This is a genomic window from Bifidobacterium callitrichos, from assembly GCF_008698085.1.
Lineage (GTDB): Bacteria > Actinomycetota > Actinomycetes > Actinomycetales > Bifidobacteriaceae > Bifidobacterium > Bifidobacterium callitrichos.
Map to the genome: position 1 here is coordinate 830,713 of NZ_RZJP01000001.1, position 15,029 is coordinate 845,741.

General features: G+C 63.6%; 12 protein-coding genes. 1 reads left to right on the forward strand and 11 read right to left on the reverse strand.

The window, feature by feature from the left end:
• Nucleotides 1-231 precede the first annotated feature (231 nt).
• The 3 genes from EMB92_RS03610 to EMB92_RS03620 all read right to left on the reverse strand — a co-directional run bounded on the left by EMB92_RS03610 (nt 232) and on the right by EMB92_RS03620 (nt 4,448).
• Nucleotides 232-2,310, reverse strand: a complete 2,079-nt coding sequence (locus EMB92_RS03610; protein ID WP_043166807.1) for a beta-galactosidase — start codon at nt 2,308-2,310, stop codon at nt 232-234.
• Between the two features lie 160 nt (nt 2,311-2,470).
• Nucleotides 2,471-3,460, reverse strand: a complete 990-nt coding sequence (locus EMB92_RS03615) for a carbohydrate ABC transporter permease (RefSeq protein WP_150393785.1) — start codon at nt 3,458-3,460, stop codon at nt 2,471-2,473.
• Between the two features lie 58 nt (nt 3,461-3,518).
• Entirely contained in the window at nt 3,519-4,448 is a 930-nt protein-coding gene (locus EMB92_RS03620; RefSeq protein ID WP_190973539.1) for a carbohydrate ABC transporter permease, read from the reverse strand.
• A 422-nt stretch (nt 4,449-4,870) separates the two neighbouring features.
• On the opposite strand from EMB92_RS03620, the gene EMB92_RS03625 reads away from it, so the two are divergent.
• Entirely contained in the window at nt 4,871-5,860 is a 990-nt protein-coding gene (locus EMB92_RS03625; RefSeq protein ID WP_190973557.1) for a LacI family DNA-binding transcriptional regulator, read from the forward strand.
• Nucleotides 5,861-5,886: 26 nt separating this feature from the next.
• On the opposite strand, the gene EMB92_RS03630 is transcribed toward EMB92_RS03625, so the two are convergent.
• From EMB92_RS03630 to EMB92_RS03665, 8 genes are all read right to left on the reverse strand, one after another.
• Nucleotides 5,887-6,633, reverse strand: coding sequence for a pseudouridine synthase (locus tag EMB92_RS03630; protein ID WP_150393788.1), 747 nt, complete (start codon nt 6,631-6,633; stop codon nt 5,887-5,889).
• Between the two features lie 149 nt (nt 6,634-6,782).
• Entirely contained in the window at nt 6,783-8,675 is a 1,893-nt protein-coding gene (gene glmS / locus EMB92_RS03635; RefSeq protein WP_150393789.1) for a glutamine--fructose-6-phosphate transaminase (isomerizing), read from the reverse strand.
• 103 nt (nt 8,676-8,778) lie between these two features.
• A complete protein-coding gene (locus tag EMB92_RS03640) occupies nt 8,779-9,597 on the reverse strand; it encodes an amino acid ABC transporter ATP-binding protein (protein WP_150393790.1) in 819 nt (272 codons plus the stop codon).
• Between the two features lie 26 nt (nt 9,598-9,623).
• Entirely contained in the window at nt 9,624-10,607 is a 984-nt protein-coding gene (locus EMB92_RS03645) for an amino acid ABC transporter permease (protein WP_150393791.1), read from the reverse strand.
• Between the two features lie 124 nt (nt 10,608-10,731).
• Nucleotides 10,732-11,676, reverse strand: coding sequence for an ABC transporter substrate-binding protein (locus tag EMB92_RS03650; protein WP_150393792.1), 945 nt, complete (start codon nt 11,674-11,676; stop codon nt 10,732-10,734).
• A 182-nt stretch (nt 11,677-11,858) separates the two neighbouring features.
• Entirely contained in the window at nt 11,859-12,824 is a 966-nt protein-coding gene (locus EMB92_RS03655; RefSeq protein ID WP_190973540.1) for an ABC transporter substrate-binding protein, read from the reverse strand.
• 132 nt (nt 12,825-12,956) lie between these two features.
• Nucleotides 12,957-13,439: an SsrA-binding protein SmpB gene (gene smpB / locus EMB92_RS03660; protein WP_150393794.1), complete on the reverse strand. Its 483-nt coding sequence runs from the start codon at nt 13,437-13,439 to the stop codon at nt 12,957-12,959.
• Between the two features lie 38 nt (nt 13,440-13,477).
• Entirely contained in the window at nt 13,478-14,968 is a 1,491-nt protein-coding gene (locus EMB92_RS03665; protein WP_150393795.1) for a CHAP domain-containing protein, read from the reverse strand.
• Nucleotides 14,969-15,029 lie beyond the last annotated feature (61 nt).

Below are 15,029 nucleotides of genomic sequence, written 5' to 3' on the forward strand. Positions count from 1 at the left end.
ATCGCGTCATGGGATTCCCCCGACGACTGGGCGCCCGCCCCTCTCGAGCGGCAAGTCCCCGAGAACCCGAGAACCCGAGAACCCGAACACACACGAGAACACACGAGAACACAATGGGGTCGCCCCCGACCGAAATCGGGAGACGACCCCATTGCTTGCCGACGCCAGCGACCGCACCATCGATGGGCGGCCCCGCGCCGGCGACCCGGCATCATACCGGCGCGATCAGCGTCACAGCTTGACGACGAGGACGCCGTTGGGCTGGATGGCGGCGGTGTGCTCACTGTCGTTGACCTGGGCAAGAGACGCGACCAGCGGCTCGCCCTCGACGTCGACGACCGCCACATCGCGCGTGCGGTTGAATAGGAACACGAAGTGGTTCTCATCGGTGGCATCGGCGCGTTCGATACGCAGTACCTCGCCACGGTCGTCGCCGGCGGGCGTCGCGACCTCAAGCTCGGAGAGGATCTCCGGCAGGCTCACGGCCAGCCCCTCACGACCAAGCTTGGCACCGACGTACACCGTCTTGCCGTCGCCGTACTCGTTGACGGTGATGGCGGGCGCGCCGTCGAAACCGGTCCACTTATCGGCCTTGAAGGTCTCAAGCACACGTCCGCTCTCGGCCACGGAGGTGATCACGTCGGCGATATCGTGCGCCACCGCCCCGTTGGAGAGATCAAGGTGATCCATCGTACCCGGGAAGTCAGTACCCATCGGCGCATGCTCCTCAACGCGCACGCCGACGACGTCGCGGATCGAGCCGGGGTATCCGCCGAGCCAGACGTGGTCGCGCTCGTCGGACAGGCCCGTGTAGTAGGTGACGATGAGCTTGCCGCCGTTGGCGACGTACTCACGCACGCGACGCGAGGTGTCCTCGGACAGGATGTACAGGGCGGGCAGCACGGCCACCTCGTAGGAGTCCCAGTCGCCACGCACCGGCACGACATCGGCGGTCACGCCGGTATCGGCAAGGGCGCGGAACCAGTCGAGCGGCTCGGTCCAGTGACGGACGTTCTGGCTTGGGGTCGCGGTGTGCTCGGTGGCCCACTGCGATTCATAATCGAAGACGACGGCGACCTTGCTCTTGAGCAGCTTGGTACCGAGCAGTCCCTCGTCAGCGAGCCTGTTCAGGTCCGCGCCAAGTTCGCACACGTCGCGGAACACCTGCGAATCGGCACCCGCGTGGGGCACCATCGCGGAGTGCCACTTCTCGGCGCCGGCCTTGGACTGACGCCACTGGAAGTAGCAGATCGCGTCGGCGCCCATGGCGAGATGGGCGAGGGAGTCGCGCACCAGTTCGCCCGGCTCATCACGGTAGTTGATCGGACGCCAGTTGACGGCCGACGTGGAGTGCTCCATAAGGAACCAAGGATTCTTGCGAGCGATGCCATCAGTCAGGGACGCGGCGTACGCGAGCTCGTCGAGGTGGGCCTCGCCGGGGGTGAAGTAGTGGTCGTTGGACACGAAGTCAACGTCGTAGCCCCACTTGTCGTAGTCGAGTCCAGTGCCGCCGGCGGAGATCATGAAGTTCGTGGTCTGCGGCTTCGGCGCGATCTCGAGCAGCGCGTCGCGTTCGGCGCGGTAGAAGTCAAGCAGAGCATCGGAGCTGAAACGCTTCCAGTCGAGCAGCTTGCCCGGGTTCATGAAGTTGCCGTCGCCGATGAAGCGCGGCGGGATGATCTCGGAGAAGTTGTTCACGTGCTGAGCCCAGAAGGCGGTGCCCCAGGCCTCGTTGACGGCCTCGATAGTGCCGTAGCGCTTCTCGCACCACTTCTGGAAGGCGCGCTCGGCGTCCTCGGAGTAGTCGAAGCGGTTGTGGCAGCCGTATTCGTTGCTCACATGCCATGCGACGACATACGGGTTGTCCTTGTAGTGTTCGGCCATCTTGCGGCACAGGCGCAGCGCGTAGTCGAGGAAGACCGGGCTGGTGGCTCGCCAGTGCTGACGTGCACCGGGCTGGCAGACGTCGCCGCGATAGTCGACCCAGAGGATCTCCGGGTGCGCCTGCGTCATCCACATCGGCGGCGAGGCGGTGCCGGAGGCGAGGTCGACGGCGATGCCAGCCTTGCCAAGCTTGTCGATGACGCGGTCGAGCCAGTCGAAGTCGTAGACGCCTTCCTCGGGTTCGAGTTTCGCCCAGGAGAAGATGGCGACGGAGACGAGGTTGACTCCGGCCTGCTTCATGAGTTCGATGTCCTCGTCCCAGACCTCTTCAGGCCATTGGTCGGGATTGTAGTCGCCGCCGTACCAGATACGGGGCTTCTCCCCCGCAAGAGGCTGCGGCCAGTTGAATGCGCGATGTTCGCTCATTGGTGTTTCCTTTGCCGTGTGATTGATCATTGTTGCGTATACCGATGCATTTCGAGGGTGAGCGGCGGCGACCGTCGGATCGCCGTCGCTCACCCTCGTCAATGCTGCCGATCAGGCGGTTCCTGAACGATGTTCAGCAGTGTGAATGGCTCCATGCCGGTTATTCCTTGACGGCGCCGGCGGCGAGGCCGGACTGCCAGTACTTCTGCAAAGCGAGGAACGCGATCACCAGCGGGATGATCGTGATCAGCGAGCCCGTGATCACCAGGTTCTGGATCGCCTGACCACCGGCGGTCGAGGCCTGGTCCTTCCACTGGTTCAGACCGATCGTCAACGGATACCAGTCCGCGTCCTTCAACATGATCAACGGCAGGAAGTAGTTGTTCCACGTCGCCACGATCGTGAACAACGACGTCGTCACGATACCCGGCGCCAACAACGGCAGACTGATCTGCCAGAACGTACGCAACTCCGACGCACCATCCACACGAGCCGCCTCGAGCAGTTCGGTCGGCACGGCCTGGTCGCTGAAGATCCACATCAGGTAGAGTCCGAACGGACTGATCAGACTCGGGATGATCATGGCCCACGGCGTGTTCGTCAACCCGAGCTTGGCGAACAGGAGGAACTGCGGGACCGCCAGCGCGATACCCGGCACGGAGATCGAACCGATGATGACCGCGAACACCGCCTTCCTGCCCGGGAACCGGAACTTCGCGAGGGCGTACCCGCCCATGATCGCCAGCAGGGTCGCGCCGCCCGCGCCCACCACCACGTACAGGAGCGTGTTGATCAGCCAGCGGCCGAAGATCCCGTCCTGATAGGTGAACACCGTGACGATGTTGTCCCACAGGGCGAACGTCCTGCCGAAGCCGAGGCCGAACGTACTGGTGAAGTCGGCCTGGGTCTTGGTGGCGTTGATCAGCAGGTAGACGAACGGGAACAGGCAGTACACCGCGAAGATCGCGCACACCACCGTCATCCACACACTACGGCGCGGATTGTTCACGTTGGCGAAACCGCTCTTCTGCGCCCTCCTGCGCTCGGCGGCCTCATCCCTCGCGACGCGCTTCTGACGCTCACGCTCCGCACGCCTGGCGGCGCGCTCCTGCTCGCGCAGCGACTGCGCGGAAACCGTTGCACTGCTCATCGATCCTGCTCCTTACCCGAAACCGACACCGACACCAACGAAGCCATCACCACACGCGTCACTTCATCTGCTCCTTGAGGCTGTTGAGCTGCACCGCGTACGCGATCGCCATCGTGATCACCGCCATCGTGATCGCCAACGCGGCCGCGTAATTGCTCTGGTTGCCGGAGAAGCTCAGGTTGTACGCGTACATGTTCGGCGTGTAGTACGTCGTGATCGCATTACCCGGCACCATGTTCTGCAAGATGCTCGGCTCGTTGAACAACTGGAATGAACCGATGATACTGAAGATCACCGTGATCGCCAGCGAACCACGCAACTCCGGCAGCTTGATCGACTTCACGATCTTCCACTCCGACGCACCATCAATGGAGGCCGCCTCATACAGCGAATGCGGGATCGTCGACAGCGAGCTGTAGAAGATCAGCATGTTATAGCCCACGAACTCCCACGTCACGATATTGCCGATCGACGCCAACAACACCGACGGGGCGAACATATCCAAGTGCGTGCCCAGCACCCCGTTCAGCGAACCCACCAGACCGTACTTCGCGCCATACACGAAACCCCAGATCAGGGTCGACACCACCGCAGGCACCGCATACGGCAGGAACGTCGAGATACGGAAGAACTTCGTGCCATGCAGCTTCATCGAATCCAACGCCAACGCCATCAACGCCGACAGGAACAACATGATCGGCACCTGCACACACGTGAACAAAGCCACACGACCCACACTGCTCCAGAACTGCGCGTCACCCAACAGCCTCGCGTAGTTCTCCACACCCACGAACCTCGTGCCACCGATCATCTGCTTCTTGAAGAAGCTGATATAGATCGCATACACGATCGGGATGATGAACACGAACACGAACACCACCGCAAACGGCGCCATGAACTTCCAACCACGCCAATCCGGCTTATGCTTATTCTCCTGAGCTGCGGACGACCCGCCAGTCGCCGTAGCCGCAACTTGCGCTGCTGCCATTGCCAGCCCCTCTCCTTCGAAGGCTTGATGGATGGACCGGGCGCTCGATCTCCGGGCGTCTCGGCACCGTATCCATTCCTCTAAATGTTTGCGTTATCATTATAGCATCATTTCCAATTCTGTCCATTTCGGAGTTTTCCGCATTTTTGCCGGCAATGCCATCCCAAGAGCCTATAATGGTCACGAAAACATCGTTGTGTGTTATGTATGTCAGCGACGACAGTGGGGACGATTCACCGACCGGCATCCGGCAGCGGCGCGGATGCCCCGACGAACCCCCTCACCCGCACGCGGACGAATCTCGCACAAGGGCGTAATACTATGGACAGTTGCGACACGGAACGGGCCAACGGCTCAGACCCGTTCCCGCGCGACAAGGACAACGAGGAGTGAGGGACATGCCACGCAGCATTCAGGTATCGATGCAGGACGTCGCCAAGGAGGCCGGCGTCTCGCCGCAGACGGTGTCCCGCGTAGCCAACGGCAGCGACGCCGTGCGTCCCGACACGCGCCAGCGTGTCGAAGCCGCGATGGAACGCCTCGGCTACCGTCCGAACTACGCCGCCCGTGCGTTGAAGCACGGCAGCTTCCGCAACATCGGCGTCGTCCTGTTCAACATGACCACCTTCGGCAACTCACGCATCCTCAACGGCATCCTCAACGCCGCGATCGCCGACAGCTATTCGATCACGGTCCAGCTCATCCCCACCAGCGGCGAGCGCACGTTGAGCGCGGCGGTCGACCGCATGAAGCAGCAGCCGGTCGACGGCGTCATCGTCCTGCTCGAGGAACGCATCGCCGGCTTCGCCGGATACCAGCCGCCGAAGGACCTGCCGGTCGTGCTCATCACCGAGGGCGCGGCCGACCACTGCCCCACCGTGGACGCCGACCAGTACGGCTGCTCGACCGCCATCGTCGACTACCTGATGAGCAAGGGACATCACACCGTGTATCACATTGCCGGACCGGCGTCGTCACGAGCGGCGGAAAGTCGCGCGCGCGGATGGCGCGAGGCACTGGAGCAGCTCGGCGCTCCCGTCCCCGACATGTATATCGGCGATTGGGATGCGGATTCCGGCTATCAGGCCGGCATGGCCCTCGCCCACAATCCGGATTGCACGGCGATCTACGCGGCGAACGATCAGATGGCGTACGGTGCGATCCTGGGGCTTCAGGTAGCGGGCAAGCGGGTGCCGGAGGATGTGAGCGTGGTCGGCGTCGACGATTCGCTCGTCAACATGGTTCCGCGTCTTGATCTGACGACGATGCGCATGAAGTTCGACGAGATCGGTGCCACGGCCTTCTCGATGATCCGCCGCCAGTGCGAGGGTGAGAGGGTGCCGGCCGGCACCAAGACCGTCATCCCCGCCGAGTTCGTCGAACGCGGTTCGGTACGCGACCTGAACGAGTAGGCGGACGAGAACGAACGGGCCAAGGTTCAGCCGAGCGGCACGCGGGAGATGAACTCGCACGGCTCGCCGCTGACCGGATCAATGAACGACAGACGCCGCGCGACCAGTTCGAGCGGTTGCGAGAAATCGTCGTATGCGCGCTGTTCGACGCGTGGATAGAAGTCGTCGCCGCGAATCGGCAGGCCGAGCGAGTTCATATGCACGCGCAGCTGATGCGTCTTGCCGGTGCGCGGATGCAGTGTGTAGGCACGAACACCGCTCCCCCAAGTCGGTGTCCCATCGATCGCCATTCCACCGGCTCCGAGCTCGATCACCGTTTCGGCGTTGACCTCGCCCGGCTCCTCGTACGCCTGCAGCACGCCGCGTCGTTTGACGATGCGCGACCGCCGTCGCAGCGGAAATATGCGCGGCGGCTCCAGCCGTTCGATCGTGCCGTACCGGGGCCGCACGATCGGCGCGCACGGTGCCAGACACTCGTATGTCTTGGAGGTGCGCCGTTCCTGGAACAGCATCTGGTACGCCCCGCGCAGCGCCGGATCGCGCACGAACACGACGATGCCGGCCGTGAGCCTGTCAAGCCGATGCGCCGGCGTGATGGAGTCGTCTCCGTATATCTCGCGCAGTCGCATCAGCGCCGTCTGCCGGTACCACATGCCGCGCGGGGTGGTCGCGAGGAAATGCGGCTTGTCGACGACGATGATCCCCGCATCCTCATACACCACCGGCAGCTCGAACGGAATATCCGGCTCCACGGTCACGAATCGGTGGTGCATGGTGTCGCTTTCTGTAGCAGTTCCAGCGGACGTTACGGTAACACGCAACAGAGGGAACGGCCGTCATATCCTTGTCCCGACCGTAGGCTTGGCCGAACGGCCTTGAGTGTGTCGGGAGAAGGATATGACGGCCGTTCCCGGTCGTGCCATTACTCCACGGTGACGGACTTGGCGAGGTTGCGCGGCTTGTCGACGTCGTAGCCCTTGAGCTTGGCCATGTCCATCGCGAACAGCTGCAGCGGGACCACGTCGACGAGCGGGCTCATCAGCGTCGGGCATGCCGGACGCCAGAAGACGACGTCCGCGTACCGCTCGACGTCCTTGTCGCCCTTTTCGGCGACGGCGATGATGAACGCGCCGCGCGCCTTGACCTCCTCGATGCCGGAGAGCACCTTGGCGTGCAGAACGTCGCGTCCGCGTTCCGGAGGCACGATGAACACGACCGGCTCGCCCTCGTCGACCAGTGCGATCGGTCCGTGCTTGAGCTCGCCGGCGGCGAATCCCTCGGTGAACGTGTAGGCGATCTCCTTGAGCTTCAGGGCGCCCTCGAGGGCGACCGGGTAGCCGACGTGACGGCCGAGGAAGAGGAACGACTGCGCGTTGAGCATGCGTTCGGCGGCCTTGTGGATGGTCTTGGTCTGCGTGTCGAGCACCCACTGGATCTTGCGTGGCATGTCCTTGAGCGAGTCAAGGATGTGACGGATCTCGTCGCGGAACATGGCGCCCTTGACCTGCGCCAGATACAGGCCGAGCAGGTAGGCGGCGGTGATCTGCGCGACGAACGCCTTGGTCGAGGCGACGGCGACCTCGGGGCCGGCGTGCGTGTAGAGCACCGCGTCGGATTCGCGCGGGATGGAGGCGCCCTGCGTGTTGCAGATCGCGAGCACCTTGGATCCCTGTTCGCGCGCATGGCGCAGGGCCATCAGCGTGTCCATCGTCTCACCGGACTGCGAGATCGCGACGACGAGCGTACGCGGCGTGAGGATCGGATCGCGGTAGCGGAATTCGTGCGCCAGCTCAACCTCGACGGGGATGCGCACCCAGTGCTCGATCGCGTACTTGGCGACCATGCCCGCGTAGGCGGCGGTTCCGCAGGCGATGACGATGATCTTGTCGATCACCTTGAAATCATGCTCGTCGATGCGCACCTCATCGAGGGCGACATCGCCGTTCTTGTCGAAACGACCAAGCAGCGTGCGCTGCACGGCGGCGGGATCCTCGTGGATCTCCTTGTCCATGAACGAGTCCCAGCCGCCCTTCTCGGCCGCGGAGGCGTCCCAGTCGACGGTGTAGGTCTTCGGGTTCTCGACGACGTTACCGTCGAAGTCGGTGACGACGACCTTGTCGGCGGAGACGCACACGGCCTGATCCTGATCGATCTCCATCGCACGCTTCGTGTATGCGACGAATGCGGCGACATCGGAGCCGAGGAAGTTCTCGCCGTCGCCAAGGCCGACGACGAGCGGCGAATCGTGGCGCGCACCGACGACGATATCCGGCTGGCGGCAGTCGGTGGCGAGGATCGTGAACGCGCCCTTGAGCATGCGGGCCAGACGCCGCATCGCCTTGAACAGGTCGGGCCTGCCCTCCTCGTGGATGATGGTGTCGACGATCTTGCCGAGCAGCTTGGCTGCGACCTCGGTGTCCGTGGCGGACGTGAAGTGATAGCCCTCCGCCTGCAGGTCGAGGCGCAGCTGGGAGGCGTTCTCGATGATGCCGTTGTGGATGATCGCGACCTTGCCGTCCTGGCTGGTGTGCGGGTGGGCGTTGACGTCGCTCGGCACACCGTTGGTGGCCCATCGCGTGTGGCCGATGCCGACCGTGGCCAGCGGCATCGGCTTGCGTTCGATGTCCTCGATGAGGTTCGCGAGGCGTCCTGCCTTCTTGCGCACCTCGACATGATCCATGCCGGGCGCGGTCAGCGCCACGCCGGCCGAATCATAGCCGCGGTATTCGAGTCGCTTCAGGCCCTGAAGACACACCTCCAGAGGCTTGCCGCACGCGGTATCAATCTGTCCTGCATATCCAACGATTCCACACATGGCTTCCCAGACTACTACACGCCCTCGTGGCGCGGGTTACGGATACGCTTTTGGCACATGGTCTGCGCGCATCGCGCACATCGCCGGCGCCGCACCGACAGGATCACAGCACGTGCTGCAGGAAGTCCTTGAAGCGCGGCTCGGTGGGATGGTCGATGATGTCGGACGTGCCGTGTTCGACCACGACGCCGCCGTCCATGAAGACGACCTTATCGGCGACCTCGCGGGCGAATCCGATCTCGTGCGTGACGACGATCATCGTCATGCCCTCCTTGGCGAGCGAGAGCATCACGTTCAGGACCTCACCGACAAGCTCGGGGTCGAGCGCGGAGGTCGGCTCGTCGAAGAGCATGATCTCCGGCTTCATCGCAAGGGCGCGGGCGATGGCGACACGCTGCTGCTGGCCGCCGGAAAGCTCGGCCGGATAGTAGTCGAGACGCTCGCCGAGGCCAACGCGGTTGAGCTCAGCGACCGCGAGCTCGCGCGCCTCGGCCTTCTTCATGCCCTTGACGTGGACCGGGGCCTCCATGACGTTCTCGATCGCGGTCATGTGCGGGAACAGGTTGAAGCGCTGGAAGACCATGCCGAGCTTGGAGCGCTGCGCGGCGATCTCCTTCTCGTTCAGGGTCTGGAGCATGTCCTGACCGTTCTTGGTGACGTGCTTGTAGCCGATGAGCTCGCCGTCGACCTCGATCGAGCCGCCGGTCAGGGTCTCCAGCTGGTTGATGAGCCGCAGGAACGTCGACTTGCCGGATCCGGAGGGTCCGAGGATGACGGTCACGGTGCCGGGTTCGACGGTCAGGTCGACGCCCTTGAGCACGTGGAGCGATCCGAACGCCTTGTGCACGCCGACGGCCTTGACGGCCGGGACGTGGGTGCCGGCGGTGTTCGACGCGCCGGTTGCAGTGATGTTCGCAGTCATGATGTGATGTGTCCCTTCCCCGCGCTTCAGGCCGTCAGTCCGCTGAACGTGGCGTCGTTGAGCTTGGTCACGTCGTCCTTCGGTTCACCCTCGGTCTTGCCGGGCAGCGGCGGCTGCTTGCCGCGCGAGCCGACCGGACGAGCGTCGAAGCCCTTGCCGAAGTGCTTCTCGAGACGCGACTGGATGACCATCAGGATGGAGGTGATGAGCAGATACCAGATGCAGGCCACGATGAGCAGCGGGATCGGCTTGTAGATGCGGTTCGCGATCGCGTTGGTCGCGAACTGGAGCTCCAGCGTGAACGGCACGGCGAGAACCAGCGACGTGGTCTTGAGCATGCCGATGGTCTCGTTGCCGGTCGGCGGGATGATGATGCGCATGGCCTGCGGCAGGATGATGCGGCGCATGATGAGCGAGCGCTTCATGCCGAGCGCCTTGGCGGCCTCGGTCTGGCCCGGGTCGACCGCCTCGAGGCCGGCGCGCACGATCTCGGACAGGTACGCGGCCTCGTTCAGGGCCAGACCGATCCACGCGGCGTTGAATGCGGTGATGACGGTCTCCGAGTCGATGCTCCAGAACTCGATCGAGGTGAACGGGATGCCGAGGCTCAGCTTCGGGATCAGCACGGCGAACAGGCCCCAGAACACGAGCTGCGTGTACACAGGCGTGCCGCGGAAGAACCAGATGAAGAACCAGCTCACTCCCCTGAGCACCGGGTTGATCGACTTGCGCATGATCGCGAGGATCACCGACAGGATGATCGCCACGATCATCGAGATCGCGGTGAGGATCAGCGTGTAGGCGATGCCCTCCAGCACGTTCTCGTTGAACAGGTACTTCCAAACGGTGGGCCAGTCGAGACGCGGATTAGTGACCAGTCCCTGGATGAGCATCGCGGCCAGCAGCGCCACGATGACGCCGGCCACGATAGGGCCGGTGCGCTTGACCGGCAGCGCCTTGATGCGGTTGGGGATGTCCAGTCCCTCGCCGTCGGTTTCCTTCTTCGCCATGGTAGGAGGCTTCCTCTCGGTTCCTTGTGTTGCAATGATTGAGGTCCCGAGGCATTGTCGCATGTGCCGCGGGACCGGTGGTTACGCTCTGGTGGTTACGCTCTGGTGATTACGCTCTGTGCGGTCAGCCCTTGACGTTCGGGTTGACCTCGGCCTTGTCGAGGCCGCCGGACTCGACGCCCCAGTGCTTGAGGATCTTGCCGTACGTACCGTCGTCCATCAGCTTCTGCATCGCCTTCTGCACGGCCTCGACGGTCTTGGAATCACCCTTCTTAATGGCCACGGCATTCGGCACGGAGTCGAAGTCCTTGCCGAGCTGCTCGAGCTCGCCGCCGGTCTGGGCGATCGCATAGCCGACCACCGGGGAATCGGCGAAGAAGACATCGGCCTTGCCGGTCACGACCGCGGTGGTGGCGTCGGTCTGCTGCTTCGAGGACTGCACCTCGATGTCCTTCTTGCCGTCGGCCTTGCACTGCTTGGCGGTTTCGGCGATGGCCTCCTCCTCGACGGTGCCGGTCTCGACCGCGACCTTGAGACCGCACAGGTTGTTCTCGTCGATCTTCTCCGGGTTGCCCTTCTTGACCGCGTAGGCCATGCCGGAGGTGAAGTAGGAGACGAAGTCGACCGAGTCCATGCGCTCCGGGGTGATCGTGAATGCGGCGATGCCGAGGTCGTACTTGGAGCCGACGGCCGGGATGATCGTGTCGAAGTTGGAGGAGACGATCTCGGTCTTGAGACCGAAGATGTTGCCCATCGCGCGGGCGAGATCCATGTCGTAGCCGATCTGCGTCTTGCCGTCGGCATCGAGGAACTCGGCCGGGGCGTACGACGGGTTGGTGCCGATCGTCAGCTTGCCGTCCTTGGTGACGGAATCGGGCAGCAGCGAGGCGATCGCATCGTCCTTCTTGACGCCGCTGACGTCGTAGCTGGAGATGGTGGCGCCGTCGGACGAGCCGGAGTCGGACGACGAACCCGTCGCCTCGTCGGTGGTGCCGCATGCGGCGACGGAGATCAGCATCGCCACGCCCAGCGTGGCGGCCGTGATGGTCTTGAGTCCCTTGAATGCCATGGGATGTATCTTCCTTCTTCTTCCGAACGACGGTTGCGCGCCGTGGTGTACGACGCGCAACCGGATGACCGTGCGATCACACGGTCACGTGCTCACGCAATGTATGCAACGAATATACATGCCACTGTATACACATGCGTGTTACCCTCCCGTTATCGACGATTCGCTCGTCGTTCAACGGATCATTCGACGGCGGGGTTGATCTCCGGCTTGTCGATCGCACCGGAGGAGACGCCCCACGTATCGAGGATCTTCTTGTACGTGCCGTCGTCCATCAGCTTCTGAATGGCCTTCTGCACGGCCTCGGCGGTCTTGGAGTCGCCCTTCTTGATGGCCACGGCCTCCGGGGTCACGCCGACGTCCTCGCCGAGCGCCTCAAGCGTGTCGCCGGTCTGCGTGATCGCGTAGCCCGCGACCGGGGAGTCGGCGTAGAACACGTCGGCCTTGCCGGACGCGACGGCGGTGGTCACATCGGTCTGCAGCTTGGAGGACTGGATGTCGATCTCGCTCTTGCCGTCGGCCTTGCACTGCTCGTTGTCCTTGTTGACTTCCTCCTCCTGCGTGGTGCCGGTCTGCACGGCGACCTTCTTGCCGCACAGGTCGGAGGAGTCGACCTTGTTCGGATTGCCCTTCTGGACGACGAACGTGGAGCCGGCCTTGAAGTAGGTGACGAAGTCGACCGCCTCGAGACGGTCCTTGGTCACGGTGAACGAGGAGATGCCGATGTCGTACTTGGAGCCGACCGACGGAATGATCGAATCGAACGTGGAGGTGACCGTCTCCTCCTTGAGACCGAAGATCGCGGCCAGCGCCTTGGACAGGTCGACATCGAAGCCGACCGGGGTCTTGCCGTCCTCGGCCAGGAACTCGGCCGGAGCGTACGAGGTATCGGTGCCGACGACGAGCGTGCCGTCCTTGGTGACGGAATCGGGCAGGAGGGCCGCGATCTCGTCGTCCTTCTTGATCGCGCTCGTGTCGAAGCCCTTGGTGCTGCTCGAGCTGGAGGACGAACCGGATGCGTCGCCGGACGACGAGGCGGTGTCGGACGAATCGGTGGTGCCACAGGCGGCTGCCGCGAACAGCATCGCGGCGGACAGGACGGCAGCGGTTGCGGACTTGAGTCCCTTGATTCCCATGCTTACGGACATTGGTTTTCCTCTCTCAGAAATGTCGATCGGGCGGGTATGTTTCCCGACTGATTCGCGAGAGTAGGGTTCCTATGCTACGAAAGCGTAAATCTCACAAATACGGTTCATTACGTGAGACGCTTGACTCCGGGATCAGCGAACCGAGCGCTTGTTGGCGTAGCGCATGGCTCGCAGGGCCTCGCGCTTGTCCTGCTCCTCACGCAGGGTCTGGCGCTTGTCGAATTCGCGCTTGCCCCGGGCCAGTGCGATCTCGGCCTTGACCCGGCCGTCCTTGAAATAGAGGCTCAGGGGGATGATCGTGTAGCCCTTGGCCTCGGACTGACGGGCGAGCTTGAGGATCTCACGCTCGTGGAGCAGCAGCTTGCGCTTGCGCTTGGGGGCATGGTTGTTCCACGTGCCGTTCAGGTATTCGGGGATGTTGGCGTTCTCGAGCCAGATCTCGTTGCGGCGATCGATCGAGATGAACGCCTCGGCGAGGGATGCGCGTCCCTCGCGCAGCGACTTGACCTCGGTGCCGGTCAGCACGAGTCCCGCCTCGTACTTGTCCTCGATGGCGTAGTCGTGACGCGCCTTCTTGTTCTGGACGATGAGCTTCGTTCCCTGTTCCTTCGCCATCGAGGCGATTTCCTTTCAATCAGTCGATCAATCAGTGATCAGTAGTGGACGAACTCGTTGCCGTTCGGCCAGACGGTCTCCCAGTTCGGGAAGGACGCGAAGCCGGTGCCGCCTTCGGAGATCAGCAGGGAGCCGTCGGAGTTGACGCGTTCGACGATGGCGACATGGCCGTACAGACGGTTGGCGTACCAGGTGGAGACCTTCTGGCCCGCACGGAAGACCATCGCCGCGCCGTAGTGCGGCGTGTTGTTCACGTAGTACCCGAGCGCGCGGCCCTTGGTGCCCCACTCGGCGCCGTTGCCCATGTACGAGCCGACGGGAAGGTTGAGCTGAGAGCGGCGGATGTACGCCCACAGCGTGCACTGGCGGGCCGGATAGGCGGAGCCGCCCACGGTGTTGCCGGTGTTGTGGCCGTAGCAGTACGTGGATCCCTCGGGGCAGTTGCCGGGCACGGCGTAGTTCATGCCGTTGGCGCCGGAGGAGCCGCCGGACGGAGTCGAGGGCTTGGAGGGCGTCGATGGGGTCGCAGGAGTCGACGGGGTCGACGGCTTGCTGGTGGTGCCGCCATTACCGGAATTACCGCTGTTGCCGGAGGTGTTGCCGCCGTTGCCGGAATTGCCGGAGGACGAGCCGCCCGAAGGCGTGTTCTGCTGCGAGGTGCTGCCCGGCGTGTAGTTGGTCGATCCGCTCGACGGCTTGTAGCTGGCCAGCTCGGCCTCGATGAGCAGGATGTCGGCGGCCTCCTTGGCCTCCTGGGTCTTCAGGTTGCTCTTCTGGGCTTCGAGCTCGGTGCGTTGCGCGGCGCTCTCGTCCTGCAGCTTCTCCAGAGACGCCTCCTTGGCGCTGGCGTCCTCGGCTGCCTTCTGGGCGCTGGCCGCCTGCTGGTCGGCCTGGTTTTTGAGCTGCGTGATCTGCTTCTCGATGGCGGCGAGACGCTGCTTGCGGTTCATCGACGTGTTGAGCGTGGTCGCCGCCGAGTTCGCCGCGTTCGCGGCGGATCGCGCGGCCGCGGCATCGGACTGCATCTGCGAGACGAAGTCGTCGGTGGACTTGGCGTCCGTGACGACCTCCATCATCGTGGACACGTCCGAACCGTGGAAGCTGCTGCGCGCCATCTCGGCGACGGATTCCTTCGCGTCGTCGTATGCGATGCCGGTCTGCTCGATCTTCTTCTCGAGATCGGCCTTGTCCTGCTGCGCCGCCTTGAGGCGCTCGGCCGTGGCGTCGGCCAGTCCCTTGGCCTGCTCGGCCTTCTGCTGCGCCGCCTCGGTGGCCTTCTGCGCGGCCGGGATCTGCACGTTGGCCAGATTGTCCAGTTCGATGATCTTATCGGCCAGCGCCTTGTCCACACCGGCGAGCTTCGCCTTGAGATTGTTGCGATTGGCGACCTTCTGCTGGTATTCGGACACGGACACCGCCTCGGCCTGCGGCGGCGCGGGGGCGATCGTCGCCAGCCCGCAGATGGCGGTCATCGCGACCGACACCATGATTCCGAACCCCGCGTTCCAGCAACGCTTAGAGCGATTCATCACTTGATCGTCCTTCCTTCACGAACACGCTGTTGGTCATTGTAACTAAGAATGCTGGGCG

Coding starts and splice junctions, on each gene's coding strand:
- EMB92_RS03610 (WP_043166807.1), bottom strand. CDS start 2,310: ATGAGCGAACATCGCGCATTCAACTGGCCGCAGCCTCTTGCGGGGGAG.
- EMB92_RS03615 (WP_150393785.1), bottom strand. CDS start 3,460: ATGAGCAGTGCAACGGTTTCCGCGCAGTCGCTGCGCGAGCAGGAGCGC.
- EMB92_RS03620 (WP_190973539.1), bottom strand. CDS start 4,448: ATGGCAGCAGCGCAAGTTGCGGCTACGGCGACTGGCGGGTCGTCCGCA.
- EMB92_RS03625 (WP_190973557.1), top strand. CDS start 4,871: ATGCAGGACGTCGCCAAGGAGGCCGGCGTCTCGCCGCAGACGGTGTCC.
- EMB92_RS03630 (WP_150393788.1), bottom strand. CDS start 6,633: ATGCACCACCGATTCGTGACCGTGGAGCCGGATATTCCGTTCGAGCTG.
- glmS (WP_150393789.1), bottom strand. CDS start 8,675: ATGTGTGGAATCGTTGGATATGCAGGACAGATTGATACCGCGTGCGGC.
- EMB92_RS03640 (WP_150393790.1), bottom strand. CDS start 9,597: ATGACTGCGAACATCACTGCAACCGGCGCGTCGAACACCGCCGGCACC.
- EMB92_RS03645 (WP_150393791.1), bottom strand. CDS start 10,607: ATGGCGAAGAAGGAAACCGACGGCGAGGGACTGGACATCCCCAACCGC.
- EMB92_RS03650 (WP_150393792.1), bottom strand. CDS start 11,676: ATGGCATTCAAGGGACTCAAGACCATCACGGCCGCCACGCTGGGCGTG.
- EMB92_RS03655 (WP_190973540.1), bottom strand. CDS start 12,824: ATGTCCGTAAGCATGGGAATCAAGGGACTCAAGTCCGCAACCGCTGCC.
- smpB (WP_150393794.1), bottom strand. CDS start 13,439: ATGGCGAAGGAACAGGGAACGAAGCTCATCGTCCAGAACAAGAAGGCG.
- EMB92_RS03665 (WP_150393795.1), bottom strand. CDS start 14,968: ATGAATCGCTCTAAGCGTTGCTGGAACGCGGGGTTCGGAATCATGGTG.